Annotated in this window: 21 protein-coding genes; 8 read left to right on the top strand and 13 right to left on the bottom strand. The window is 66.4% G+C overall.

Going from position 1 to position 22,375, the window contains the following annotated elements; all coding sequences use genetic code 11:
* The first annotated feature begins 122 nt into the window (after window positions 1-122).
* Window positions 123-1,391 carry a sensor histidine kinase gene (locus IEV67_RS12105; protein ID WP_188436809.1) on the top strand — a complete coding sequence of 423 codons (1,269 nt, stop codon included), beginning with the start codon at window positions 123-125 and terminating at the stop codon, window positions 1,389-1,391.
* Complete coding sequence (locus IEV67_RS12110; RefSeq protein WP_188436810.1) at window positions 1,388-2,068, top strand: response regulator; 681 nt, start codon at window positions 1,388-1,390, stop codon at window positions 2,066-2,068. The genes IEV67_RS12105 and IEV67_RS12110 overlap by 4 nt, the downstream gene beginning before the upstream one ends.
* Before the next feature lie 5 nt (window positions 2,069-2,073).
* On the opposite strand, the gene IEV67_RS12115 is transcribed toward IEV67_RS12110, so the two are convergent.
* Window positions 2,074-2,718 (bottom strand): FMN reductase, encoded by a 645-nt coding sequence (locus IEV67_RS12115; RefSeq protein ID WP_188436811.1) that lies wholly within the window; start codon window positions 2,716-2,718, stop codon window positions 2,074-2,076.
* 2 nt (window positions 2,719-2,720) lie between these two features.
* Window positions 2,721-3,947, bottom strand: a complete 1,227-nt coding sequence (locus IEV67_RS12120) for an LLM class flavin-dependent oxidoreductase (RefSeq protein ID WP_188436812.1) — start codon at window positions 3,945-3,947, stop codon at window positions 2,721-2,723.
* A gap of 130 nt (window positions 3,948-4,077) precedes the next feature.
* Here IEV67_RS12120 and IEV67_RS12125 point away from each other — a divergent pair, with 130 nt between their 5' ends.
* Together IEV67_RS12125 and IEV67_RS12130 are read left to right on the top strand one after the other, a co-directional pair.
* Window positions 4,078-5,238 carry an acyltransferase family protein gene (locus tag IEV67_RS12125; RefSeq protein ID WP_188436813.1) on the top strand — a complete coding sequence of 387 codons (1,161 nt, stop codon included), beginning with the start codon at window positions 4,078-4,080 and terminating at the stop codon, window positions 5,236-5,238.
* A gap of 86 nt (window positions 5,239-5,324) precedes the next feature.
* A complete protein-coding gene (locus IEV67_RS12130; protein ID WP_188436814.1) occupies window positions 5,325-6,329 on the top strand; it encodes an isopenicillin N synthase family dioxygenase in 1,005 nt (334 codons plus the stop codon).
* 46 nt (window positions 6,330-6,375) lie between these two features.
* Here IEV67_RS12130 and IEV67_RS12135 read toward each other — a convergent pair whose 3' ends face one another.
* From IEV67_RS12135 to rpsO, 3 genes are all read right to left on the bottom strand, one after another.
* The gene (locus IEV67_RS12135; RefSeq protein WP_188436815.1) at window positions 6,376-6,711 is read right to left on the bottom strand and encodes a transcriptional regulator; all 336 of its coding nucleotides are present in this window, start codon (window positions 6,709-6,711) and stop codon (window positions 6,376-6,378) included.
* A complete protein-coding gene (locus tag IEV67_RS12140) occupies window positions 6,704-7,426 on the bottom strand; it encodes a hypothetical protein (protein WP_188436816.1) in 723 nt (240 codons plus the stop codon). The genes IEV67_RS12135 and IEV67_RS12140 overlap by 8 nt, the downstream gene beginning before the upstream one ends.
* 141 nt (window positions 7,427-7,567) lie before the next feature.
* The gene (gene rpsO / locus IEV67_RS12145; RefSeq protein WP_033104617.1) at window positions 7,568-7,837 is read right to left on the bottom strand and encodes a 30S ribosomal protein S15; all 270 of its coding nucleotides are present in this window, start codon (window positions 7,835-7,837) and stop codon (window positions 7,568-7,570) included.
* A 228-nt stretch (window positions 7,838-8,065) separates the two neighbouring features.
* Here rpsO and IEV67_RS12150 point away from each other — a divergent pair, with 228 nt between their 5' ends.
* Complete coding sequence (locus IEV67_RS12150) at window positions 8,066-9,361, top strand: MFS transporter (RefSeq protein WP_268238585.1); 1,296 nt, start codon at window positions 8,066-8,068, stop codon at window positions 9,359-9,361.
* A gap of 26 nt (window positions 9,362-9,387) precedes the next feature.
* Here the strand turns inward: IEV67_RS12150 and IEV67_RS12155 are convergent, their stop codons facing one another.
* The 3 genes from IEV67_RS12155 to IEV67_RS12165 all read right to left on the bottom strand — a co-directional run bounded on the left by IEV67_RS12155 (window position 9,388) and on the right by IEV67_RS12165 (window position 11,943).
* Window positions 9,388-9,942, bottom strand: coding sequence for a YceI family protein (locus IEV67_RS12155; RefSeq protein ID WP_188436817.1), 555 nt, complete (start codon window positions 9,940-9,942; stop codon window positions 9,388-9,390).
* A gap of 148 nt (window positions 9,943-10,090) precedes the next feature.
* Complete coding sequence (locus IEV67_RS12160; RefSeq protein ID WP_188436818.1) at window positions 10,091-10,459, bottom strand: FKBP-type peptidyl-prolyl cis-trans isomerase; 369 nt, start codon at window positions 10,457-10,459, stop codon at window positions 10,091-10,093.
* A 191-nt stretch (window positions 10,460-10,650) separates the two neighbouring features.
* Window positions 10,651-11,943 carry a PrsW family intramembrane metalloprotease gene (locus IEV67_RS12165; RefSeq protein ID WP_229703061.1) on the bottom strand — a complete coding sequence of 431 codons (1,293 nt, stop codon included), beginning with the start codon at window positions 11,941-11,943 and terminating at the stop codon, window positions 10,651-10,653.
* A gap of 61 nt (window positions 11,944-12,004) precedes the next feature.
* Here IEV67_RS12165 and IEV67_RS12170 point away from each other — a divergent pair, with 61 nt between their 5' ends.
* On the top strand, window positions 12,005-12,874 hold the full coding sequence (locus tag IEV67_RS12170; RefSeq protein ID WP_188436819.1) for a fumarylacetoacetate hydrolase family protein: 870 nt from the start codon (window positions 12,005-12,007) through the stop codon (window positions 12,872-12,874).
* Between the two features lie 58 nt (window positions 12,875-12,932).
* On the opposite strand, the gene IEV67_RS12175 is transcribed toward IEV67_RS12170, so the two are convergent.
* From IEV67_RS12175 to IEV67_RS12185, 3 genes are all read right to left on the bottom strand, one after another.
* A complete protein-coding gene (locus IEV67_RS12175; protein ID WP_188436820.1) occupies window positions 12,933-14,393 on the bottom strand; it encodes an aspartate ammonia-lyase in 1,461 nt (486 codons plus the stop codon).
* 101 nt (window positions 14,394-14,494) lie between these two features.
* Window positions 14,495-14,830 (bottom strand): peptidase, encoded by a 336-nt coding sequence (locus tag IEV67_RS12180; protein ID WP_188436821.1) that lies wholly within the window; start codon window positions 14,828-14,830, stop codon window positions 14,495-14,497.
* A complete protein-coding gene (locus IEV67_RS12185; protein WP_188436822.1) occupies window positions 14,827-16,200 on the bottom strand; it encodes an inorganic phosphate transporter in 1,374 nt (457 codons plus the stop codon). Before IEV67_RS12185 ends, IEV67_RS12180 begins: the two co-directional genes overlap by 4 nt.
* A 156-nt stretch (window positions 16,201-16,356) precedes the next feature.
* On the opposite strand from IEV67_RS12185, the gene IEV67_RS12190 reads away from it, so the two are divergent.
* Together IEV67_RS12190 and IEV67_RS12195 are read left to right on the top strand one after the other, a co-directional pair.
* Complete coding sequence (locus IEV67_RS12190) at window positions 16,357-18,468, top strand: S9 family peptidase (protein ID WP_188436823.1); 2,112 nt, start codon at window positions 16,357-16,359, stop codon at window positions 18,466-18,468.
* 39 nt (window positions 18,469-18,507) lie between these two features.
* Window positions 18,508-19,620 (top strand): acyltransferase family protein, encoded by a 1,113-nt coding sequence (locus tag IEV67_RS12195; protein WP_188436824.1) that lies wholly within the window; start codon window positions 18,508-18,510, stop codon window positions 19,618-19,620.
* On the opposite strand, the gene IEV67_RS12200 is transcribed toward IEV67_RS12195, so the two are convergent.
* Both IEV67_RS12200 and IEV67_RS12205 read right to left on the bottom strand, forming a co-directional pair.
* Window positions 19,621-21,114: a glycosyltransferase gene (locus IEV67_RS12200; protein WP_188436825.1), complete on the bottom strand. Its 1,494-nt coding sequence runs from the start codon at window positions 21,112-21,114 to the stop codon at window positions 19,621-19,623.
* 91 nt (window positions 21,115-21,205) lie between these two features.
* On the bottom strand, window positions 21,206-22,234 hold the full coding sequence (locus tag IEV67_RS12205; RefSeq protein WP_188436826.1) for a 6-phosphofructokinase: 1,029 nt from the start codon (window positions 22,232-22,234) through the stop codon (window positions 21,206-21,208).
* Between the last annotated feature and the right edge of the window lie 141 nt (window positions 22,235-22,375).

Genomic DNA, 22,375 nt, shown 5'->3' on the forward strand with positions numbered 1-22,375 from the left:
TCACATGACATCCGGCGATTCGCCGGGTGAACGAATCTCACCCTCTCGGGGTTCTCAGACGCTGACCATTTGTGGTCGTATTGGTCGTGGCCCACCGGGTCGGGGAAGCAGAGGAGATCGCGATGACGCGTTCGGAGCGCAGCCGCAGTGCGGCATCGCACGTGTTCGTCGTCCTCCTCGTCGCCGCGATCCTGGTCGGAGCGGTCGCGGCCGTGATCCTCGCATTGCAGACTCAGCGCACCTCGCGGGCCGAGGCCGAGCACCTCACGAGCGCCCTGGCGCACTCGCTCGCCGGCTCTCCCAGCGTGATCGACGCGCTCGACGGTGAAGACGCCGACGCGGCCTCGGATGTGCTGCAGCCCTATGCCGCCGCGGTCGTCGAGCATTCCGCTCTCGACTTCATCACGGTGATGACCCCGTCCGGGCTGCGAGTGACCCACCCGGACCCGGCCCGGCTCGGCGAGCACTACCTCGGCACGATCCCGGCCGCACCGGCGACGCTCACCGAGGAGTTCACCGGCACACTCGGCGCCTCGATCCGTACGATCACGCCCGTGCTGAACTCGACCGGCGAGAGCGTCGGGTGGGTCGCGGCCGGAGTCACCGTCGAGTCCGTCGCCGAGTCGATCCTCGGACGATTGCCCTCTGCCGTCACGATCACGGCGCTCATCGTCGCGGCGGGTTCTCTCGGTGCCTTCCTCGCGCGCCGCTACACCCGCCGCATCGCAGGCGATCTGCCGGCCGGACGCGTGCGAGACGCCGTCGCGTCGTACGAGTCGGTGCGCACTCTCGGCGAGGCGCTGCGCGCACAGACGCACGAGCACGGCAATCGGATGCACACCGCCGTCGCACTGCTCGAGCTGGGACGCACCCGTGAGGCCATCGACATCCTCGCGGAGACGTCGCAGCAGAGCCAGTCGCTCGTGGATCAGGTCACCGCGCGACGAGACGGCGACCCCACGGTCGGCGCGCTCCTGCTGGGCAAGGCCTCTCAGGCGAAGGAGCGCGGTGTCGAGTGGTCGGCTGACATCGCCCCCGACGCACCGCGCTCCGCCCTCGCGCCGATGGACAGCATCGCCGTGCTCGGCAACCTCATCGACAACGCTCTGGATGCCGCTGCCGCCGCCCCCGTGCGCTGGCTGCGTGTCGTATTCCGCTCCGCGCCGAACGGCGGCGTCGTGCTGGAGGTCTCCGACAGCGGCGCCGGCGTTCCTGCGGCCGTGCGCGAGCAGATCTTCCAGCACGGATTCTCGACGAAACCCGCCGGGGCGGAGGGCAGAGGCGTGGGACTCGCACTGGTGCGATCGATCGTGAACGAGGCAGGAGGCACCGTGGAGATCCTCGACGAGCCGACGACGTTCCGGGTGACGCTGCCGGGTGCTCGGCCATGATCCACACACTCCTCGTCGATGACGACGCGCTGACTCTCGAACTGCATCGGGACTACATCGAGCGGATCGACGGCTACGAGGTCGTCGGAGAATGCAGCGGCGCGCGTGCGGCGCTCAACGCACTGATCGAGAGCCCTCCTCGGCAGGGGATCGATCTGGTCCTGCTCGACATGACGATGCCGGACGGCTCGGGGCTCGACGTCCTCCGTCATCTGCGGGCACGCTCGATAGCCGTCGACGTGATCGCGATCACGGCTGTGCGCGATGCCGAGACCGTGCGTCAGATGGCCGCTCTCGGCGTCGTGCAGTACCTCGTCAAGCCCTTCACCTTCGCGACGTTCAGGGAGCGGCTGGATCAGCACCGCGCGTACAGCGCACAGGCCGTCGCCACGGCCGGTCAGGCGAGCCAGGCCGAGATCGATGCGCTCCTGGGCGCATCGCGGCCCACCGGCAGCATCAGAGTGCCGAAGGGGTTGTCGGCGACCTCACTCGCCAAGGTGACGGCGGCGGCCAGAGCCGCAGGCGTGCTTTCGGCGAGCGAGGCCGCAGAACAGCTCGGGATGTCGCGTGTGGCGGCGCGCCGCTACCTCGAGCACCTCGCCGACGAGGGCAGGCTCGAGCGCGCCGCCCGGTACCGCGGCCGAGGTCGCCCAGAGACCGAGTACCGATGGCACTGAGTGCGCTACTCCCCCGCGAGCCCGCCGAGAAGGTGGCCGAAGGATCGCCCCTCACCCAGGTAGTTCGCCGGATCGAACGGGTCGCTCGCGGTCGCGGCATCCTTGCGGGCGATGGCCTCCGCGAGCTCGCGAGCACCCTTCTCGACCCGCTTGGCCAGCGGAGCGACGTCATCTCCCCCGCCGCCCCAATCGCTTGATGCCGCGAACACCCCGGTGGAGACCGTCTCGGCATGCAGGTAGGCGAACAGCGGGCGGATCGCGTAGTCGATGGCCAACGAATGCCGGGGCGTTCCGGCGTTCGCTCCGATCAGCACGGGCTTGCCGGTGAGGGCGTCAGGATCGAGCACGTCGATGAACGACTTGAACAGTCCGGAGTAGCTCGTGGAGAAGATCGGCGTCACCGCGATCACGGCGTCTGCCGAGTACACCGAGTTGAGCGCCGATTCGAGCGCGGCCGGTGCGAACCCGGTGAGCAGGTTGTTGGTGATGTCGTGCGCGAGGTCGCGCAGCTCGATCATGTCGACCGTGACCTCGATGTCGTGCTCGGCGAGTTGCTTCACGGTCTCCGCCGCCATGCGGTCGGCCAGCATCCGTGTGGAGGACGGGTTGGAGAGACCTGCCGAGATGACGGCGATGCGACGCTCTGTCATGATCATGCCTCCTTCCGGCCGACGCCGAAGGCAGCTCCCGCGGGCGCCGGCGTGTCCTGATACGGGGAGCCAACGGTCAGGTTGTCTCCGCGGTTCGCGCCTGGGCGCGCTTCGCGCGCAGGTCCGTCGCCGTACACCGCCTTGACGCGTGCGGCATGAGTCGGAGCATCCGGAACGCTCGCCGGACGATTCTTCGCGAGCTCCTTGCGGAGCGCGGGCACGACCTCGCCGCCGAGGATGTCGAGCTGCTCGAGCACGACCTTCAGCGGGAGACCGGCGTGATCGATCAGGAACAGCTGACGCTGGTAGTCGCCGAAGGTGTCACGCATCGCGGCGTACCGGTCGATGACCTGCTGCGGCGATCCGACGGTGAGCGGAGTCATCTCGGTGAAGTCCTCCATGCTCGGGCCGTGGCCGTACACGGGCGCGTTGTCGAAGTACGGACGGAACTCGTTCACAGCATCCTGAGAGTTGGCGCGCATGAAGACCTGTCCGCCGATGCCGACGATGGCCTGCTCTGGCGTGCCGTGTCCGTAGTGCGCGTAGCGCTGACGGTACAGCTCGATCAGGCGCTGGTAATGCTCCTTGGGCCAGAAGATGTTGTTCGCGAAGAACCCGTCGCCGTAGTACGCGGCCTGCTCGGCGATCTCCGGGGTGCGGATCGAGCCGTGCCAGACGAACGGTGCGACGCCGTCGAGCGGACGAGGGGTGGAGGTGAATCCCTGCAGCGGAGTGCGGAACTTGCCCTCCCAGTCGACGACGTCCTCATCCCAGAGCTTGCGCAGCAGCGCGTAGTTCTCGATCGCCAGCGGCAGCCCCTGGCGGATGTCCTTGCCAAACCACGGGTACACGGGGCCGGTGTTGCCACGGCCGAGCATGAGGTCGGTGCGGCCGTCGGAGATGTGCTGGAGCATGGCGAAGTCCTCGGCGATCTTCACCGGGTCGTTCGTGGTGATCAGCGTCGTCGAGGTGGAGAGGATGATGCGCTCGGTCTGCGCGGCGATCGCAGCGAGGGTCGTGGTGGGCGACGACGACCAGAACGGCGGGTTGTGATGCTCACCGACGGCGAAGACATCCAGGCCGACGTCTTCGGCGTGCTTCGCGATCGTGATCGCGTCCTTGATCTTCTGCCGTTCGCTCGGCGTCTCTCCCGTCACGGGGTTCTGCGTGATGTCGCTGACGGTGAAGAGACCGAACTGGATGCCTGAGGTGTCGGCGTGCTCGCTCATATGGTGCTCCCGGGTTCTCGAGGCGGATGCTGTTGGCATGACGCTTCTATTCAAATGCATGTATATGTCACAACGCAACCCACGTCACTTTATTCCCTGGCTGCCGATGACGGGCCGGTAGCCTCGGAGGATGAGCATCGCCGCACAGACCCCGACGGGCCCGACCACCGGGGGGATCGGGCGGCCGCGTCGGCGCGTGCCGTTCTGGGACAACGCGCGCTACGCCTGCATCGTGCTCGTCGTGCTCGGACACGCCATCCAGCGCCTCACGTACGACTCCAGCATCGCGATGGCGCTGTACCTGGCTTTCTACGCCTTCCACATGCCGGCCTTCGCGCTCATCGCCGGCTACTTCTCGAAGTCCGCGCCGCCCACACGCAAGCAGATGGCGCGGGTCATCACCGACATCCTGGTGCCGTATGTGATCTTCGAACTGCTCTGGACGCTCACGAAATGGCTGGTCGAAGGACAAGAGGCGCAGCCGAACCTGACCAAGCCGTCATGGACGCTGTGGTTCCTGCTCGCCCTGGGAATCTTCCGCCTGGTACTGCCCTACCTCGCGCTGCTGCGATGGCCGCTGCTGTGGAGCGTGCTGATATCGGTGGGAGCCGGATACCTCAGCAACGTCGACAGCACGTTCTCACTTTCGCGCACACTCGGCTTTCTGCCGTTCTTCGTGCTGGGGTGGTGGCTGCGGGAGCACGATATGGTCAACCGCTTCCGCCTGATCGATTTCCGCCCGTGGTGGCTCCGAGCGATCGCTGTGCTCGTCTTCGCCGCAGACGCGTTCGTCGCATGGAACTGGGTCGACCTGTGGGAGAGCATCAATCTCGACAAATGGTTCTTCTACAACGACACATATGTGGATCTCGGGGGCGACGCATGGTGGTCGGGCGGCATCCGCCTGCTGCTCATCGCGATCGGCCTGATACTGACGGCCGCGTTCTTCGTCCTGATCCCCCGCGGCACGTATTGGTGGACCAAGTTCGGGCAGTACACGATGTACGTCTACCTGCTGCACTCGTTCGTGCTGTATCCGTTCCGTGAATCCGGCATTCTCCGCGATGCCGAGCCGACGTGGATCTGGCTGCCAACGGTGATCATGCTGTCGGTGCTCATCGCTCTCGTGCTCGCCACCCGTCCGGTCAGGTGGCTGTTCCGACCGCTGGTCGAGCCGCGCGCGCGGTGGCTGTTCTCGGATGCGCGGCTGTTGGACGTGTCTCGTCGGGACGATCCGACGGGGTCGCGGCGAGACGACCCGACCGGGCCGCGGCGTCCGCACGAGGGGTGACCTGCCGGACCACCCCGCGCGTACGCCGAAGGTAACTGTGTGAAACACATGAGTGAGGCTGTGAGAACTCGCCGTACGCTCGTGTCATGGCTGAACTGAACCTCCCCGTCCTCGACCTCTCGCAGCTCGACGGCGGCCCAGAGGCCGCTGCGGCGTTCCGCAGTGAACTCGCCGCCGCTGCGCACGATGTCGGGTTCTTCTATCTGACCGGCACTGGTATCTCCCCCGCGCTCTTTCGTCGACTGCAGCAGGCAGCCCGTGACTTCTTCGCCCTGCCCGAGGAGCAGAAGCTCGCGATCGAGAACGTGCACAGCGCGCAGTTCCGTGGCTACACCCGCATCGGAGGCGAACTCACGCAGGGCAAAGTCGACTGGCGCGAGCAGATCGACATCGGGCCAGAACGGGAGCCTGTCTCCGACGGTCCGGCCTTCAACCGCCTCATCGGCCCGAACCTGTGGCCGGCGGCGCAGCCCGAGCTCCGAGAGGTCGCCGAGACGTGGCGCGAGCATCTCACCGGCATCTCCCGCAGGCTTCTGCGCAGCTGGGCAGAGGCGCTCGGCGCCGAGCCGACGCACTTCGACGCCGACTTCGGCGACCCCGCGAGCCTGATGAAGATCGTGCGATACCCCGGCACGGATGCGCCGGAGCCGCAGCAGGGCGTCGGCGCGCACAAGGACTCCGGAGTGCTCACGCTGCTCTGGGTCGAGCCGGGCAAGGGCGGTCTGCAGGTCGAACGCGACGGAGCATGGGTCGATGCTCCCCCCGTCGATGACGCCTTCATCGTGAACATCGGCGAGATGCTCGAGTACGCAACCGGCGGCTATCTCAAGGCCACCAACCACCGGGTGATCTCGCCCAAGGCACCCGCGGATCGCATCTCGGTGCCGTTCTTCTTCAGCCCCGCGCTCGACGCGAAGCTCCCGCTCATCGAACTGCCGGCGGAGCTGGCCGCTGAAGCGCAGGGCGTCACCGAGGATCCCCACAACCCGATCCACAGCCTGTACGGCGAGAACGCCCTCAAGTCACGACTCCGTGCTCATCCTGACGTCGCGGCGATCCACCACTCCGACCTCGTGGGGGCATCCGCCTGACACCGCGGGCGGCTGGCCCCGTACGTGATGCGGCCCCGGAAGCCGTTTACCCCGAGCCCGCCTCGTCGCGAGCCGGGTGGCCACCGAACTCGACGATCTCCTGCAAGGCCTGCAGGTGCGCGCCGAAGGCACGCTCGCCTCTCGCGGTCGAACGCACCCAGGTTCGGGGCCGGCTTCCCACCTCTCCCCTGCGCGTGCTGACGTAACCGGTCGCGTGCAGATGCGAGATGGATTTGCTCAGCGCCGAGTCTCCCACCTGAAGAATGTGTGCGAGCGTGGCGAAGTCGAGTTCGTCTCCGTCGAGGAGTGCGGCCATGAGCGAGAAGCGGATCGGACTCGCGAAGTTGTCGTCCAGACGCAGGCGTGGATGTTTCTCAGCCATCTCGTCCACCCAGGAACGCACTCCCGAGGTACAGGCAGAAGACCGCGCCGGCGGCGAAGTCACCGTGTCCGAGAAGCGCCGTATCGCCGCGAACCTGAAGCAGCAGGATCGTGACGATGGCACAGCTCGACACGGCGAACGCCGTCCACTGCGGCCACGCCCACACAGCTCCGAGCGCCGGTACCCGCTCTGAGACACGCCCGACGGTCCACCATCCGAGGACTCCGAGCATGAGAAGCAGACCGAAGAACGGACGCAGCATCTCGTCGCCGACGGAGAGCACCCAGATCCCCAGCGCCATCATCGCTCCGGTCACGATCGTCGCGACCCTGCCGGCGGCGGACAATCGAAGTCGTTGGACAGGCACATCTGCGGGAGCGGATCTGAGGATGCTGCGCAGAGCCGGCGATCCCAGCACGATCAGTGTCAGCGCGCCCGGGATCAGCCTCAAGGCCAAGGGGATCTCCACGCCGCTGATGGCAGCGAAGAAGAAGATGGCAAGCGCGACCAGGAAGACGGCGCAGAGCCCGAGCACGAGGACCCACCGCGGCGAGACGCCGTAGCCGATGACCCGGTATCCCTCGCGACGCTGGTTGGCGAGCTGCACCCACAACAGGTAGATGCCCACGAATGTGATGAACGACGACGATGCGGAAGCCGAACCGATGCTGATCGTCATGATCGTGATGTACGCGGCGAGGGTGAGGGCATTCACCAACCCGACCCACGCAGCACCGCGAGAGTACGTGCTTTCCAGCAGGAAAGCCACCGTCCTGGCCGTATCGGAGACGACGAAGGCCGCCCCACACCTGGGACGGCCTTCGGAAGAAGTGCGATATTACGCTGGTGCGCTGCCTTAGCGGCGAAGACCAAGCTTCTCGATCAGCGTGCGGTAACGCGCGATGTCGATGTCCTGGAGATAGCCGAGCAGACGACGGCGCTGACCCACCATGAGGAACAAGCCACGACGCGAGTGGTGGTCGTGCTTGTGATCCTTGAGGTGTTCGGTGAGGTCCTTGATGCGCTGCGTCAGCATCGCGACCTGCACCTCGGGGGATCCGGTGTCACCGGGGTGCGTCGCGTACTCTTCCATGATCGCCTTCTTGGCGTCAGACTCGAGTGGCATAGATGGGATCCCCTTTCAGTTCGTTGCGCGGCGCCCAACACCTGATGCGTGGGCTCTCTTTATCCGCGGCCGATCAAACGGCAACCTGTAGAGTCTACCAGCCCCGGCGCGTGATCCCGGCCTCGCCATGAGCCGTCGATCTTCTGTGAGCCGATAGCCTCGAAACGTGCAGTGCGATATGCGGGATGATCCCGAGTCCGAGTGGAGATCGTCGGGCGAGGTCGACGCGTGAGCGGCGGTGCCCGCGGGGCACTCATCGACCTTCGCCCCTTCCGCGCCAGCGGTGCGTTCACGAGGATGTGGATCGGCTCGACGCTGGCCGGACTCGGCGGCCAGCTCACCATCGTGACCGTGATGCTGCACGTGTTCGAGCTCACCGCGAGCACGTTCGCAGTCTCGATGGTCGCCGTCGCCGGCCTCATCCCGATGATCCTCTCAGGTCTCTACGGCGGGATGCTCGCCGACGCCTTCGATCGCCGCACGGTCGCGCTCATCGCCGCGATCATCACCTTCGTCTCGACCCTGCTGCTCGCCGTCCTCACGTGGGGTCAGCTCGAGACCATCTGGTGGCTGTACGCGCTGAGCATGATCAACTCCGCCGCGAACTCGGTCGGCATGGCGACGCGGACGGCGATCGTGCCGCGCCTCATCCCCCGTGACCTCCTTGCAGCGGCATCCGCTCTGAACGGCATCACGATCGGTGTGATGGTCATGGTCGGCCCGGCGCTCGCCGGCATCCTCGTCGCCCTCACCGGCTACGGCTGGACCTACACCATCGACGTCGTCCTCATGCTCGCGATGTTCCTCGGGCTCTGGACCCTTCCCGCCCTGCGGCCGGAAGGCGAGATCGTGCGCCCAGGACTGGAGTCGCTAGTCGACGGTTGGCGGTTCCTCAAGCGTGCGGCCAACATCCGGATGCAGTATCTGGTCGACATCGTCGCGATGACGTTCGGGCAACCGCTGGCGCTGTTCCCCGCGCTGGGCGCGGTGCTGCTCGGCGGAGGCGCCGTGACCACGGGTGCACTCACAGCGGCGGTCGCGGCCGGCACGTTCCTCTCCAGCCTGTTCTCCGGCCGGATCGTGCGCTACCGCTGGCACGGACGAGGCATCGAGCGTGCGGTTCAGGCGTACGGTGCGGCGATCCTGCTCTTCGGCGTGGTTCTTCTGATCGCCGCCTGGTCGCCCGAAGCGGATGAGGCGCATGCGAACATCGCGCTCATCGTCGCGGCTTCCGCGGCACTGGCTCTCTCAGGAGCTGCTGACAACATCAGCTCGATCTACCGCAACACGATGATGCAGGCGTCTGTGCCGGACGCGATCCGCGGAAGACTCCAGGGCATCTTCATCATCGTCGTGGCCGGAGGCCCTCGCCTCGGCGCACTCTATGCGGGCACGCTCGCCACTTTCACCGTGCTCTGGTTTCCCCCGCTTCTCGGCGGCCTGCTCGTCATCGCGCTCGTCGGCGTGCTGGTGCGTCTCACGCCGAGCTTCCGCGCATATGACGCAGAGGACCCCGTGCCCTGACGGCACGGGGTCCTCGATGACGAAGATCAGTCCTGCTGCAGAGCGCCCTGCAGGTCGAGGTTGATCGTGATGTCCTTGCCGACGAGGACGCCGCCGGTCTCGAGTGCTGCGTTCCAAGTGAGGCCGAAGTCTTCACGGTTGATGGTGGTCGTCGCCGACGCACCGGCCTTGTAGTTGCCGTAGGGGTCGGTGCCGAATCCGCCGAAGTCGAAGGCGAAGCTCACCGGCTTGGTGATGCCGCGGATGGTCAGGTCGCCGTCGATGAAGAAGTCATCGGACGCGACACGTGCACCGGTGGAGACGAACTCCATCGTCGGGAAGTTCTCGGTGTCGAAGAAGTCCGCCGAGCGGAGATGACCGTCGCGACCGTCGTCGTTGGTGTCGATGGACGTGACGTCGACTGTCGCCTCGACCTTCGCGTCGAGCGGATTCTCCGGGGCGACCAGCGTTGCGCTCTTCATGCCGAACGAGCCGCGCACCTTCGAGATCATCATGTGGCGGACGCTGAAGGTGACCTCGCTGTGCGCGGGGTCGAGGATCCAGGTGCCTGCGCGGTAGCCGGGAATGTCGATCGTGGTCATGCGGGTTCTCTCCTTGAGGTGTGGGGGCTCATTGCGTTCACAAGGAGCCAACTCTTATGCGAGCGCATGTATTCCGAGATCTCTGGACAAAAACAGGAGGACCTCCGTTCCGATGCGGAACAGAGGCCCTCCGGAGCCATGACTCTGATCAGCCGACGGCGACCAGGTCGATGATGAAGATGAGGGTCTTCCCCGACAGGAAGTGACCCGAACCGGCGGGACCGTAAGCCAGGTGGGGAGGAACGATCAGTTCACGACGACCACCGATCTTCATGCCAGGGATGCCGTCCTGCCAGCCCTGGATGAGGCCGCGAAGCGGGAACTGGATGGTCTCGCCACGACCCCAGGACGAGTCGAACTCCTCGCCGGAGTCATACTCGACGCCGGCATAGTGCACGGTCACGGTGTCGCCGGGCCGAGCGGCTGCGCCGTCGCCCTCGATGATGTCTCGGGTGACGAGCTCTGCAGGAGCGGGAGCTGTGGGGGCGTCGAACTCGGGCTTTGTGCGATCAGTCATGACTCCATACAACCGGAGCGCTCGGACATGGTCAATGCGAACGCACCAGCCCACAGCGAACAGTTCCGCCCATAGCAAGACTCAGCGCCCGGTGCTGCGGCGATGCCTGCATGTCTACCGGGCGCTGAGTTGATCTGTATTCAGATTGCACCCGTACTCCACGGGTGTCAAGAGTCAACGCGATGCGCTCCTCAGTACGCCAGGAGGGCCGCACGCGTCGCGCGGGTGCGCGTGAGCAGTGCGCGCTCATCGTCGGCCGCCAGCGGATCGCGGCCGACGATCGCCCGCTGGCGCACGGCGGCGAGTGCAGCGGCATCCTTGATGAAGGTCTTCATCAACGACCTGCGGTCACCCCGCAGGCTCGCAGCCCATCTGAGTCCGACCTTGCGTCCGGCAGGAGTCGCGAGCATCGTGATCTCCTCCGGCGTGAACCATCCGGCTGCGGCGTAGTCACCCAGTCGCTCCCTCGTGATGCGGGCCTCCTCCTTGCGCAACGCCACGATGGCGAGGATGAAGCCGATGAACAGCGGCACCTGGAGCGTGATGTAGAGCGCGAAGAAGTCGGCGAAGGTGGCGGAGCCGTTCCAGAATCCGTGCAGGATCATGGCGCCCAGCAGCCCGAGCAGTCCGGCACCGAACACCGCGCCCTTCGACGCACTGCGCCTGGCTGCAAGCCCCATGGCGAAACCGGTGAGGGCGGTGAACATGGCGTGCGCGAACGGCGAGAGCAGACCGCGCATGACGAACGTGGCCGTGAGCTGTTCGCCACCGCCCTCGATCAGGCTGATCGCGAAGTACTGGATGTTCTCGGTGAAGGCGAATCCCCCACCGATCAGCGCCCCGTAGACGATGCCGTCGATCGGGCCGTCGAAAGCGCGTCTGCCGATCAGGAAGATGATGAAGATCCCGAGACCCTTCGCGAGCTCCTCCACGATCGGCGCCTGGATCACCGCGCTGAACACCTCTGAGCGCATGCCGATCATGAGCGTGACGCCGAGGTCCACCAGCAGCGTCAGCCCGACCGCGGCGATGCCGCCCCACGCGATCGCGAACACGATGAGCAGCTTCGGCTCGGGTTCCCAGCGGTCGATGATGTAGACGCCGAAGAAGACGATCGCGAGCGGGATGAGCGCGAGGACGAGCCCCATGCCGGATGCGACGATCCCGAGCGCCCACACGAAGTAGCCGATCAGCGCCACGAGTGCGAAGCCGAGAACCCCGAAGAGCCAGATCGACACGGTCCTGCCCTTCTTCGACGGAACCGGCAGCATGGGCAGCGCACCGGCCGGAGCCGGCGCGGCAGGAGCGGGCGGGGAATAGTTGGTCGGCTGTGCGAGCGCGGACGCGTACACCGGCTGCTGATTGAACTGAGCCGGCGTGTACGGCGACTGCGCGTACTGCTGCTGCGAGTACTGCTGCTGCGAGAGCTGGGGCTGGGCCGGGGGCGGCGAGTACTGCGGCTCTGAGGGTCCTCCGAATGACATAGCCAAAGCCTAGAGGTACCCTCCACTCTGCTCCGGGCGACAGGACGGTAGCGTAGAGGACATGCGTTTCGCCCATCTGCGTCGGCCGGACTCCCCCGACGCCCATCTCGCGGTGATCCAGGATACCGAGGCCATTCTGGTCTCGGATCTGATCGACCCCGCACCATCGACCCTCCAGCAGCTCATCGAAGCAGGTGACGACGGCCTCGACGCACTGCGCACCGCACTCGACGAGCGCACCGCACCGCGTCATCCGCTCGCCGGCTTCGACTTCGCATCGGCTGTTCTCAATCCCCCCGTGATCCTCGCGATCGGCCTGAACTACGCCGCCCACTCCAGTGAACTGGGTTTGAAGACCGACACCGCACCGACCGTCTTCACGCTCTGGCCGAACTCGCTGACTTCGCATGGAGCGACGACGGAGTGGCCGCGCACTCTGAGCGAGTCGGTCGACTACGAGGCCGAACTCGGCGTTCTGATAGGGCGACCGGCGAAGAACGTGACCGAAGCAGACGCCCTCGACAGCGTCTGGGGCTACACGGTCGTCAACGACATCACGGCTCGTGACATCCAGTTCTCCGAGGCGCAGTGGTCGCGCTGCAAGTCGTTCGACGGCTTCACCCCGACCGGTCCGTTCGTCGTCACGGCCGATGAGATCGCGGACCCGCAGGATCTGCACATCTGGACCGTCGTGGACGGCCACACCGTGCAGGATGCCTCGACAGGCCAGATGGTCCGTTCGGTCGCGACGCTCATCGCGCATCTGTCGCAGTCGGTCACCCTGCAGCCCGGGACCCTGATCTCCACCGGCAGCCCTGGCGGGGCCGGCTACTCGCGCGAGCCGCAGATCTTCCTGCGCGACCGCTCCACGGTGACCGTCGGCATCGACGGCATCGGCGAACTCACGACGCACTGCCGCATCCACGGCTGAACGCCGTGCACGAGTGAGCCCCGTGCCCGGCCAGGCACGGGGCTCACTCGTCGGGCCGTCAGATCTCGATCAGGCCCTCAGGCGGGATGACGGAGATCGCGGCGGTGACTGCCTCGAGTCCCGACAGACGTGCCGGCGACAGCTGCTTCGTGACCTCTTCGCGTGACATCAGTCCCGCTTCGACCACGAGGTCGGCGACGTTGCGGTTCGTGAGCAGCGCGGTCTTCGCGAGGGCGGCCGCAGCGGCGTAGCCGATGAACGGCGTGAGCGCCGTGATGACGCCGACCGAAGCACCCACCATCGCTCCGAGGCGATCGGTGTTCGCCGTGATGCCGTCGACGCAGTTGACGCGCAGTGTCCACATGGCCTGGCGCATCCAGGTGATCGACTGGAAGATCGAGTGCGCAATCACCGGCTCAAAGGCGTTCAGCTGCAACTGCCCCGCCTCGACAGCCATCGTGACGGTCATGTCCGCACCGACCACGGCGAACGCGACCTGATTCACGACCTCGGGGATCACGGGGTTGACCTTGCCCGGCATGATGCTCGAGCCCGCCTGCTTGGCCGGGAGGTTGATCTCGCCGAGACCGGCCTGCGGACCGGACGAGAGCAGGCGCAGGTCGTTGCAGATCTTCGAGAGCTTGATGGCGTTGCGCTTGAGCGACGAGGAGAACGACATGAAGGCACCGGTGTCGCTGGTGGATTCGACCAGGTCGGTCGCTGTCTCGAGATCGAGAGCGGTGATCTCACGCAGGTGGGTGAGCACGGCCTGTGCATAGTCGACGTGAGTGGTGATGCCGGTGCCGATCGCGGTCGCACCCATGTTGATCTCGAACATCAACGACGCGTTCTCGGTGAGACGGCTGTGGTCCTCGCCGAGAGTCGTCGCGAAGCCGTGGAACTCCTGCCCGAGCGTCATCGGCACGGCATCCTGCAACTGGGTGCGTCCCACCTTGAGGATGTCGTGGAAATCGACGGCCTTGCTCAGGAACGAGCGGCGCAGCAGATCGAGCTCATCGAGCAGGGAACGGAGGTTGAGGGAGAGGCCGATCTTGACAGCCGTCGGGTACACGTCGTTCGTTGACTGGCTGCGGTTGGTGTGGTCGATCGGAGAGAGGAAATCGTAATCGCCCTTCTCCCGCCCGGCGATCTCCAGCGCGATGTTGGTGATCACCTCGTTCGCGTTCATGTTCGTCGAGGTGCCGGCGCCACCCTGGATCACGCCCACCGTGAACTGGTCATGGAATTCGCCGTCGATGACCCGCTGCGCTGCGGCATCGATGAGATCGGCCCGCATGGCGTCGAGTGCGCCGATGTCCTTGTTCGCCCTGGCACTGGCCTGCTTCACCATCGCGAGAGCCCGGATGAGGTCGGGATACACCGAGATCGGTCGCTTCGTGATCGGGAAGTTCGCGTCGGCGCGGGCGGTGTGGATGCCCCAATACGCGTCGGCGGGCACCTCCATGCTCCCGAGGGAATCGGTCTCGGTACGAGTGGGGGCAGGCGCGGCAGAAGCCATGTCACATCCTTGTGGGTCGTGGCGGATCAGGGAACGAGGGATGTCTCCAGTCTATGCCGCGCGCATCCTGCGAGAAGCGTCGCAGACGCCGCGTCGAGGCCTCAGTGGCCGACGACGATCAGCAGGATGCCGCTCGCCACCGCAACGGCGCAGAGCGCGAAGCAGCCGTACGCGCCGATCAACGCCACACGCTTCTGGCCGTCCGTGAGCGGGTTCTTCCTCGCGGCCTTCGCCGCCTGCTTCGCAGCGCGACGAGCTTCCTTCTCGGTGATCACGGTGATGGCATCGGTGAACTCCGCGGGACTCACCACCGGAGCGTGGCCCGCGCGGACGAGCAGCCGCAAGCCGAGTGCATAGAAGGTCACGACAGCGGCAGCACCGATGAGCGCGGCCGCGAACACCAGCACGAATGCGGCCCAGTCGATGTCGACGCTCATTCTGTGCCCTCGTTCGTCGTGCTCGCGGCAGCGGCCTCGCCCGCTGCGACATCCTTCTCGCCGGGCGTCTTCTGTCCGCCCTTCTTCTGCGCGCGCTTCTTGGCGGCCTTGGCCTGTTCTTTGGCCTCGGCTTTCGCCTTCGCACGCGCCTTCGCCTCCGCACGGGCACGCTCGATCTGCAGCTGACGTCGGGTCGGCGGCGGCATGTCGGGCAGCTCGATCGCGAGACCGGACTCTGCGACGTCGCTCATCGCGTTCTCGGCGGTCACCGCATTGCGGCGCGAACGCAGGAACAGTCCGATGATGACGACGAGAGCGAGAACCGCATCGATCGCCACGCCCCAGTTGCCCAGCCAGACCACGAGAAGAGCAGCCAGCGCACCGACCGCCGCGGCAGCCGGCAGCGTGAGCAGCCAGCCGATGGCGATGCGTCCGGCCGTCCGCCAGCGCACGGTCGAGCCGCGCCGGCCGAGGCCCGAACCGATCACCGATCCGGAGGCGACCTGAGTGGTCGAGAGCGCGAAACCGAGAGCGCTGGATGCGAGGATGGTCGCCGCCGTCGAGCTCTCCGCCGCGAAGCCCTGAGCGGGCTTCACATCGGTGAGGCCCTTGCCGAGCGTGCGGATGATGCGCCACCCGCCGAGATATGTGCCGAGGGCGATCGTGAAGGCACAGGCGAAGATGACCCAGAAGTACGGGTCCGACTGCTCGGAGTTCTGCCAGCCGACCGTGATGAGGGCGAGCGTGATGACGCCCATCGTCTTCTGTGCGTCGTTCGTGCCGTGCGCGAGAGCGACCAGGGACGACGTGAAGATCTGGCCCCAGCGGAATCCGTCGCGACCATCCGGTTTGCCGTCGTAGCGGCGGGTGATCGAGTAGGCGATCTTCGTGGCGGCGAACGCGATGAGCCCTGCCGTGATCGGGGCGATGAGCGCGGGCAGGACGATCTTGGACAGAACCATGCCGAAGTCGATGCCCCCGATGCCGACGCCGATCAGCGTCGCGCCGATGAGCCCGCCGAACAGCGCGTGCGAGGAACTCGAGGGCAGTCCCAGCAGCCAGGTGAGCATGTTCCACGTGATGGCGCCGATGAGGCCGGCGAAGATCACGGACAGGAACAGCTCTGCACCCGAGTCCCGGATGGCGTCCTCGTTGATGATGCCGTGAGACACGGTCTTCGAGACCTCTGTCGACAGGAAGGCGCCGACGAGATTGAGGCCGGCCGCCAGGAGCACAGCCGTCTTCGGCTTGAGAGCACCCGTTGCGATGGGCGTCGCCATCGCATTCGCGGTGTCGTGAAAGCCGTTCGTGAAGTCGAAGAAGAGGGCTAGCACGATGACCAGCACGACGATGAGGGCTGCGGTTTCCACCGTTCGCTTTCGGTTGTGTGAAAGGAAGAGAGCTGCCGACGTGATCGGCGTGACGAACGAAGAGTTCACCGTGGGTTTGACTTCCGTTTACCGGCCCCGATAAATCCTCGCACCCTGCTCGGCTCCGGTCAACTCGACCTGGGTTAGCGTGGTGTGGTGACCAACGCCCCCATCGCAGCTCGCCGTTCCCACCTCCGCACTCACCACGGCGATACATTCGACGATCCTTACGAGTGGCTGCGTGAGAAGGACTCGGCCGAGGTGATCGCGCATCTCGAGGCGGAGAACGCGCACACCGACAGCGAGACGGCACACCTCGAGGAGCTGCGCGAGACGCTGTTCCAGGAGATCAAGGGCCGCGTGCAGGAGACCGATCTGTCGGTGCCGACCCGCAAGGGCGATTGGTGGTACTACAGCCGCAGCGAGGAGGGCTCGCAGTACGGCATCCAATGCCGCGCCGCGGCCGATGAGCGTGACTGGACTCCCCCGGTGCTCGAGCCGGGCGTGCCCGTCCCCGGTGAGCAGATCCTCCTGGACGGCAATGTCGAGGCCGAGGGTCACGAATTCTTCTCGCTCGGCTCCTTCGACACATCGGATGACGGCGCCAAGATGCTGTGGGCTCCCGATTACGAGGGCGACGAGCTCTACACGATCAAGGTGCGCGACCTGGTCAGCGGCGAGACGCTCCCCGACGAGATCCCGCGGACCGGTGGTGGCTTCTTCACCCCGGACGGCACAGGAATCATCTACACGACTCGCGACGACGCATGGCGTCCCGACACTCTGTGGCTGCACCTGATCGGCACACCGGTCGAGGACGACGTGAAGTTGTTCCACGAAGCGGATGAACGGTTCTGGCTGGGCGCCGGCGTCACTCGCAGCAAGCGGTACCTCGTGATCGGGGTCGGATCCAGCGTGACGAGCGAGGAATACCTCGTCGATCTTCGCGGTGACATCACCGCGGAGCCGCGACTAGTGTGGCCGCGGACCGAGGGCGTCGAGTACTCGCTCGAGCACGCCGTGATCGACGGCGAGGATCGGCTGCTGATCCTGCACAATCAGGATGCGGTCGACTTCGAACTCGTCTCAGTACCGGCAGATGACCCCCAGCGCGAGCGACATGTCGTGATGGGGCACGAGGCCGGACGCCGCATCCTCGGCGTCGACTGCTTCCGCGACTTCGCCGTCGTCGGCTACCGCAGCGAGGGCCTCGAACGCATCGGCATGCTCGACTACGCCGACGACCGTGTGGAGGAACTCGGCTTCGACGAGCCGCTGTTCTCGGCATGGCCGGCAGGCAATCCGGAATGGCACTCGCCGTTCCTGCGCCTGGGGTACACGTCGTTCGTCACCCCGAGCACGGTCTACGACCTGGATCTGTCGACGCGAGAGCTCGTGCTGCGCAAACGCCAGCCGGTGCTCGGCGGCTACGAGTCGTCCGAGTACGGGCAGGAGCGGGCATGGGCTTCGGCGTCCGACGGCACGCAGGTGCCGATCTCGCTGGTGTGGAAGAAGACATTCGGCGCGCCTGGAGACGACATCCGGCCCGTGCACCTCTATGGCTACGGGTCGTACGAGCACTCGATCGACCCCGGCTTCTCGGTCGCCCGACTGTCGGAACTCGACAGGGGTGTGATCTTCGCCGTCGCGCACGTGCGCGGTGGCGGCGAGATGGGTCGCAGCTGGTACGACGACGGCAAGATGCTCAACAAGCGCAACTCGTTCACCGACTTCGTGGCCTGCGCAGAGCACCTCATCGCCGCGCGCATCACGACCCCCGAGCACCTGGTCGCCGAGGGTGGCAGCGCAGGCGGTCTGCTGATGGGAGCCGTTGCGAACATCGCCCCTTCGCGGTTCGCCGGGATCCTGGCATCCGTTCCGTTCGTCGACGCGCTCACCAGCATCCTCGATCCCTCACTCCCCCTCACCGTCATCGAGTGGGACGAATGGGGCGACCCGCTGCACGACGCGGACGTCTACGCCTACATGAAGTCGTACACGCCGTACGAGAACGTGCAGGACGGCGTCTCCTACCCGCGCATCCTCGCGATGACATCACTCAATGACACCCGTGTGCTCTACGTGGAGCCCGCGAAATGGGTTGCGCGACTTCGCGAGGCGGGGGCGGATGACGTGCTGCTCAAGTGCGAGATGGCCGCCGGGCACGGAGGCGTGAGCGGCAGGTACAACGCCTGGAAAGAGCGTGCATTCGAGCTCGCCTGGATGCTCGACGCCCTGGGTCTCGCTGAGAAGAAGCCGTCCGCCTGATCAGGGCGCTCGCAGATCGGGCGTCTAACATGGCGCGGGATGTCCGACACCTCCGCCAGAATCACAGGTCTCGACGGACTCAGAGGATTCGCGTCTCTCGCCGTCGTGCTCTATCACCTCACCCTCATCGCCAGACCCGAGCTGAGCGAGACGGCGTGGGAGTGGCTGACGCAGAGTCCGCTCAAGATCGTGTTCCCCGGCACGGAGTCGGTGCTCGTGTTCTTCGCCCTGTCAGGACTGGTCGTCGCATTGCCCGCGCTGCGCTCCGACTTCACGTGGACGCGCTACTACCCGTCGCGCCTGCTGCGGCTGTATCTTCCGGTCTTCGGCGCACTGATCCTCGCGGCCGTCCTGATCATCGCGATTCCCCGCGATCCGGCGACCATGCCGACCGGGACATGGCTGCGTGATGCACAGGCGACCACGGTCACGCCGCTCTCGCTGCTGACGGAGGCATCGCTCCTGCCGCAGTCGTACGACATCGACAACGTGCTGTGGTCGTTGCGCTGGGAGCTCTTCTTCTCCCTGCTGCTGCCGCTGTTCGTGTGGATCGCGATCCGATTCCGGCGGGCCAGTCCCTATCTCGCAGCCATCGCCGCGACGGCCACCATCGCAGGCAGGATGCTTGAGATCGACGCGCTGGTGTACTTCCCCGTGTTCCTCCTGGGGACGATCATCGCGATCAATCTCGACAGCATCCGCGCCTTCGCACAACGCGTGCGCACGCGGATGCTGTGGCCGGCGCTGGCGGTGCTCGCGGGAGTGCTGCTCATCGCCAGCTGGCTGGCACGGCCCTTCGTCGAAAGCGGCTCAGGCATCGCCGACGTGCTCTGGGGCCTCGCCGGCGTCGGTGCCGCTCTCATCGTGCTGCTCGTCATCGTGTGGCCGATGCTGCGCCGCGGGTGCGAACGATCGACCGCGCTCTGGCTGGGCAAGATCTCCTTCAGCCTCTACCTGGTGCACGCGCCGATCCTCGGCACGCTGGGCTACCTGCTCGGCCGGGAACACTGGTGGGTGGCGTGCCTGATCGGCGTACCGGTCTCACTCGTCGTCGCCGCCGCGTTCTACCAGTGGGTCGAGCGCCCATCGCACCGTCTCGCGCGACGGGTCGGAGGGTACGTCGCTCAACGTCTGGAGGCTCGCGCGGTCTGATCAGCGCCCTGTCAGCCACTGGACCCGCCGACGCAGGACTCCTGCACGTCGGCGCAGCCGCACCCGCACCGGCTGTTCCCGCGCCGACTCGATCCGCTTCGCATCGAACGCCGAGCGCAGTTCGCGCGCCCACTGACGAGTCACCGCCACGTCGGAGAACTCGGCGGCCCTGGCCATCGCACGCCTGCGCATCGCCTCGACCCTCGCCGCAGGCATCGACTGCAGCTCCACGATCCGCTGCGCCATCATCTCGGTATCCCGTTCCGGAACGATGAAGCCGTCGACACCGTCGCGGATCATGTCGGCCGGACCGTACCGGATGTCGTAGGCGATCGGGATGCAGCCCGCTGCCATGCTCTCGATCAGCACGAGCGGGAGTCCCTCCGAGGTCGACGTCAGAAGGCTGAAGCCCGCGCGCTGGAAGGCCGTGCGGGCATCAGGGTCGAAACCGCGCAGCCGAACGTGCTCGTCGAGGCCGAGAGCCTCGACCCGCCTGCGGATCTCACTCTCCTTCGGCCCGTCGCCGAACACGTCGAGACTGATCCGGGAATCCGTGGCCCGCGCCTTGGCGACGGCATCCACGGCGTGCTTCAGGCGTTTACGGGTCTCGAGCGACGCGACGACCACACCGGAGGAATCCGCGCGGGGACGTCCGGACGGCGGGAGGAATTCCGCCTCGTTCGGGATGGCGCGTATCCGGGCCGCGACGTCCACAGCCGCCAGGTCGTCGACGAGGTCCGCCCGCTGCCTCGCCGTGAGCACCACGATGTCGTCGAAGTCGCCCGCGCGACGCAGCACGGGAGCTCGCGACGATCGCAGCGTGCCTGCTCGTCCGCCGAGTCGATGCGACGCGTGCACGATGTGCACAGTCGTCACGTTCTCTCTCCGATAGCCGGCGACGCAGCGCGCAGCCGTCTTCGAATCGACCAGCATGTAACTCGTCTTGCCCGCAGTCAGACGATCGAACCACCAGCGGTAGAGAGTCCAGCTCGATTTCCACGCACGAATAGGTGTGCCGTCCTCCGCGTACACCACGATGCGCCGCGACGGGGCATCTGCGCGCTCTGTGGCGAGAAGGCTGCCGTCCGGACGGAACCGATCGACCGCTGTCGGCCCGCCGTCGGCCCCGGAGCGTCGCCTCGACAGGACGACGCCATCGCGCTCGGAGACGACGTCATCGTCGTTCGGCACGAGCGGCTCGACCGGGTCGATCTCGGTGTCCTTCGCACGCGGCGGGCGCTGGCGCAGTTCATCCCAGATGTTGCGGATCCTGAGCCCGTCGATCAGCTCCCCCGCCGCGCGGAGGCGCGCATCGAGCTCGGGATAATCCGGCCGATCGTCGAGCGTGAGGATGTCGACATCGACGCCGCCGATCCGCCTGAATGATCGCGAGCGGCGAAGCATGGCGTTCGTCATACCGCCGTAGTGGTCGCTGATTCCCCACGTGAGGGCGAAATGCCTGCCGTGCGGAAGACGTGAATCTGCGCGCATCATCGAACCGACGATAGGCGCTGAGCTTTCGTTCATCCTGTGGGCCGCCTGTGCGGCTGCTGGATGCTGTGACGTTCGGCGACGCCCGCGGTGCTCAGCCGAACAGCGCCGCGGCCTCGTCGTAGCGATAGCGCGGCACGGTGTTGAGCTCGCCGAGCGCCTCTTCGAACGGCACCCGCACGATGTCGGTGCCCTTCATCGCGACCATCTTGCCCCATGCGCCTTCCACGATCGCGTCCGCCGCATGCAGGCCGAGCCGAGTGGCGAGCACGCGGTCGAATCCGGACGGCGAACCGCCACGCTGAATGTGCCCGAGGATCGTCGCGCGGGTCTCTATGCCGGTGATGCGCTCGATCGCGGGAGCCAGCTGGTCGCCGATACCGCCGAGGCGCGGACGGTTGAAGGCATCCAGTCCCTTATCGCTGAAGGCCTCGTCCATGCCCTCGAGCTTGAAGCCCTCCGACACGACGACGAGCGGCGCCCGGCCGCGGTCGTGTGCGCTCGTGACGAGTTCCGTGATCTCGTCGATCGACATCGGCACCTCGGGGATGCAGATGACGTGAGCGCCGGCCGCCATGCCCGCGTGCAGCGCGATCCACCCCACGTGGCGGCCCATGACCTCGGCCACCATGCAGCGCTGGTGCGAATCGCCGGTGGTGCGGAGGCGGTCCATCGCATCCGTCGCGATGTTCACGGCGGTGTCGAAGCCGAACGAGTAGTCCGTGGCCCGCAGGTCGTTGTCGATGGTCTTGGGCACGCCCAGCACGTTCAGCCCGTCTTTCGCGAGCCGATCCGCCGCAGCCAGAGTGCCCTCGCCGCCGATCGCGACGATCCCGTCGATCTTGTGTCCGTAGAGGGTCTTGGCGATGTTCTCCGCGCCGCCGCGCTCGCCCTCATAGGGGTTGGTGCGGCTGGTTCCCAGGATCGTCCCGCCGATCTTGGACAATCCCTTGACCTCGTGACGAGTGAGCGGCATGAAGTCGCCCTCGACGACCCCGCGCCATCCGTCGCGGATGCCGACGAACTCGAGGTCGTACGAGGTCGTGCCCTTGAGCACGATGCCGCGGATCACCGCGTTGAGTCCGGGGCAGTCGCCGCCGCTGGTGAGGATGCCGATCTTCATGCTGGTGCCTTCAGACGTTTTCGGGAGGGGGGGACGGGCGACGCTGCCTGCTCTCGACCCTAGTGGGCATCACTGCCGGATGCCATTCCGACCGCGCGAAAAACGACGATCTTGCCGGCCGGAATACGCCCGATCGTCGTT

Origin of the sequence: Microbacterium murale, from assembly GCF_014635185.1 — a bacterium.
Taxonomy (GTDB): domain Bacteria; phylum Actinomycetota; class Actinomycetes; order Actinomycetales; family Microbacteriaceae; genus Microbacterium; species Microbacterium murale.

Coding starts and splice junctions, on each gene's coding strand:
- IEV67_RS12105 (WP_188436809.1), top strand. CDS start 123: ATGACGCGTTCGGAGCGCAGCCGCAGTGCGGCATCGCACGTGTTCGTC.
- IEV67_RS12110 (WP_188436810.1), top strand. CDS start 1,388: ATGATCCACACACTCCTCGTCGATGACGACGCGCTGACTCTCGAACTG.
- IEV67_RS12115 (WP_188436811.1), bottom strand. CDS start 2,718: ATGACAGAGCGTCGCATCGCCGTCATCTCGGCAGGTCTCTCCAACCCG.
- IEV67_RS12120 (WP_188436812.1), bottom strand. CDS start 3,947: ATGAGCGAGCACGCCGACACCTCAGGCATCCAGTTCGGTCTCTTCACC.
- IEV67_RS12125 (WP_188436813.1), top strand. CDS start 4,078: ATGAGCATCGCCGCACAGACCCCGACGGGCCCGACCACCGGGGGGATC.
- IEV67_RS12130 (WP_188436814.1), top strand. CDS start 5,325: ATGGCTGAACTGAACCTCCCCGTCCTCGACCTCTCGCAGCTCGACGGC.
- IEV67_RS12135 (WP_188436815.1), bottom strand. CDS start 6,711: ATGGCTGAGAAACATCCACGCCTGCGTCTGGACGACAACTTCGCGAGT.
- rpsO (WP_033104617.1), bottom strand. CDS start 7,837: ATGCCACTCGAGTCTGACGCCAAGAAGGCGATCATGGAAGAGTACGCG.
- IEV67_RS12155 (WP_188436817.1), bottom strand. CDS start 9,942: ATGACCACGATCGACATTCCCGGCTACCGCGCAGGCACCTGGATCCTC.
- IEV67_RS12160 (WP_188436818.1), bottom strand. CDS start 10,459: ATGACTGATCGCACAAAGCCCGAGTTCGACGCCCCCACAGCTCCCGCT.
- IEV67_RS12165 (WP_229703061.1), bottom strand. CDS start 11,943: ATGTCATTCGGAGGACCCTCAGAGCCGCAGTACTCGCCGCCCCCGGCC.
- IEV67_RS12170 (WP_188436819.1), top strand. CDS start 12,005: ATGCGTTTCGCCCATCTGCGTCGGCCGGACTCCCCCGACGCCCATCTC.
- IEV67_RS12175 (WP_188436820.1), bottom strand. CDS start 14,393: ATGGCTTCTGCCGCGCCTGCCCCCACTCGTACCGAGACCGATTCCCTC.
- IEV67_RS12180 (WP_188436821.1), bottom strand. CDS start 14,830: ATGAGCGTCGACATCGACTGGGCCGCATTCGTGCTGGTGTTCGCGGCC.
- IEV67_RS12195 (WP_188436824.1), top strand. CDS start 18,508: ATGTCCGACACCTCCGCCAGAATCACAGGTCTCGACGGACTCAGAGGA.
- IEV67_RS12200 (WP_188436825.1), bottom strand. CDS start 21,114: ATGATGCGCGCAGATTCACGTCTTCCGCACGGCAGGCATTTCGCCCTC.
- IEV67_RS12205 (WP_188436826.1), bottom strand. CDS start 22,234: ATGAAGATCGGCATCCTCACCAGCGGCGGCGACTGCCCCGGACTCAAC.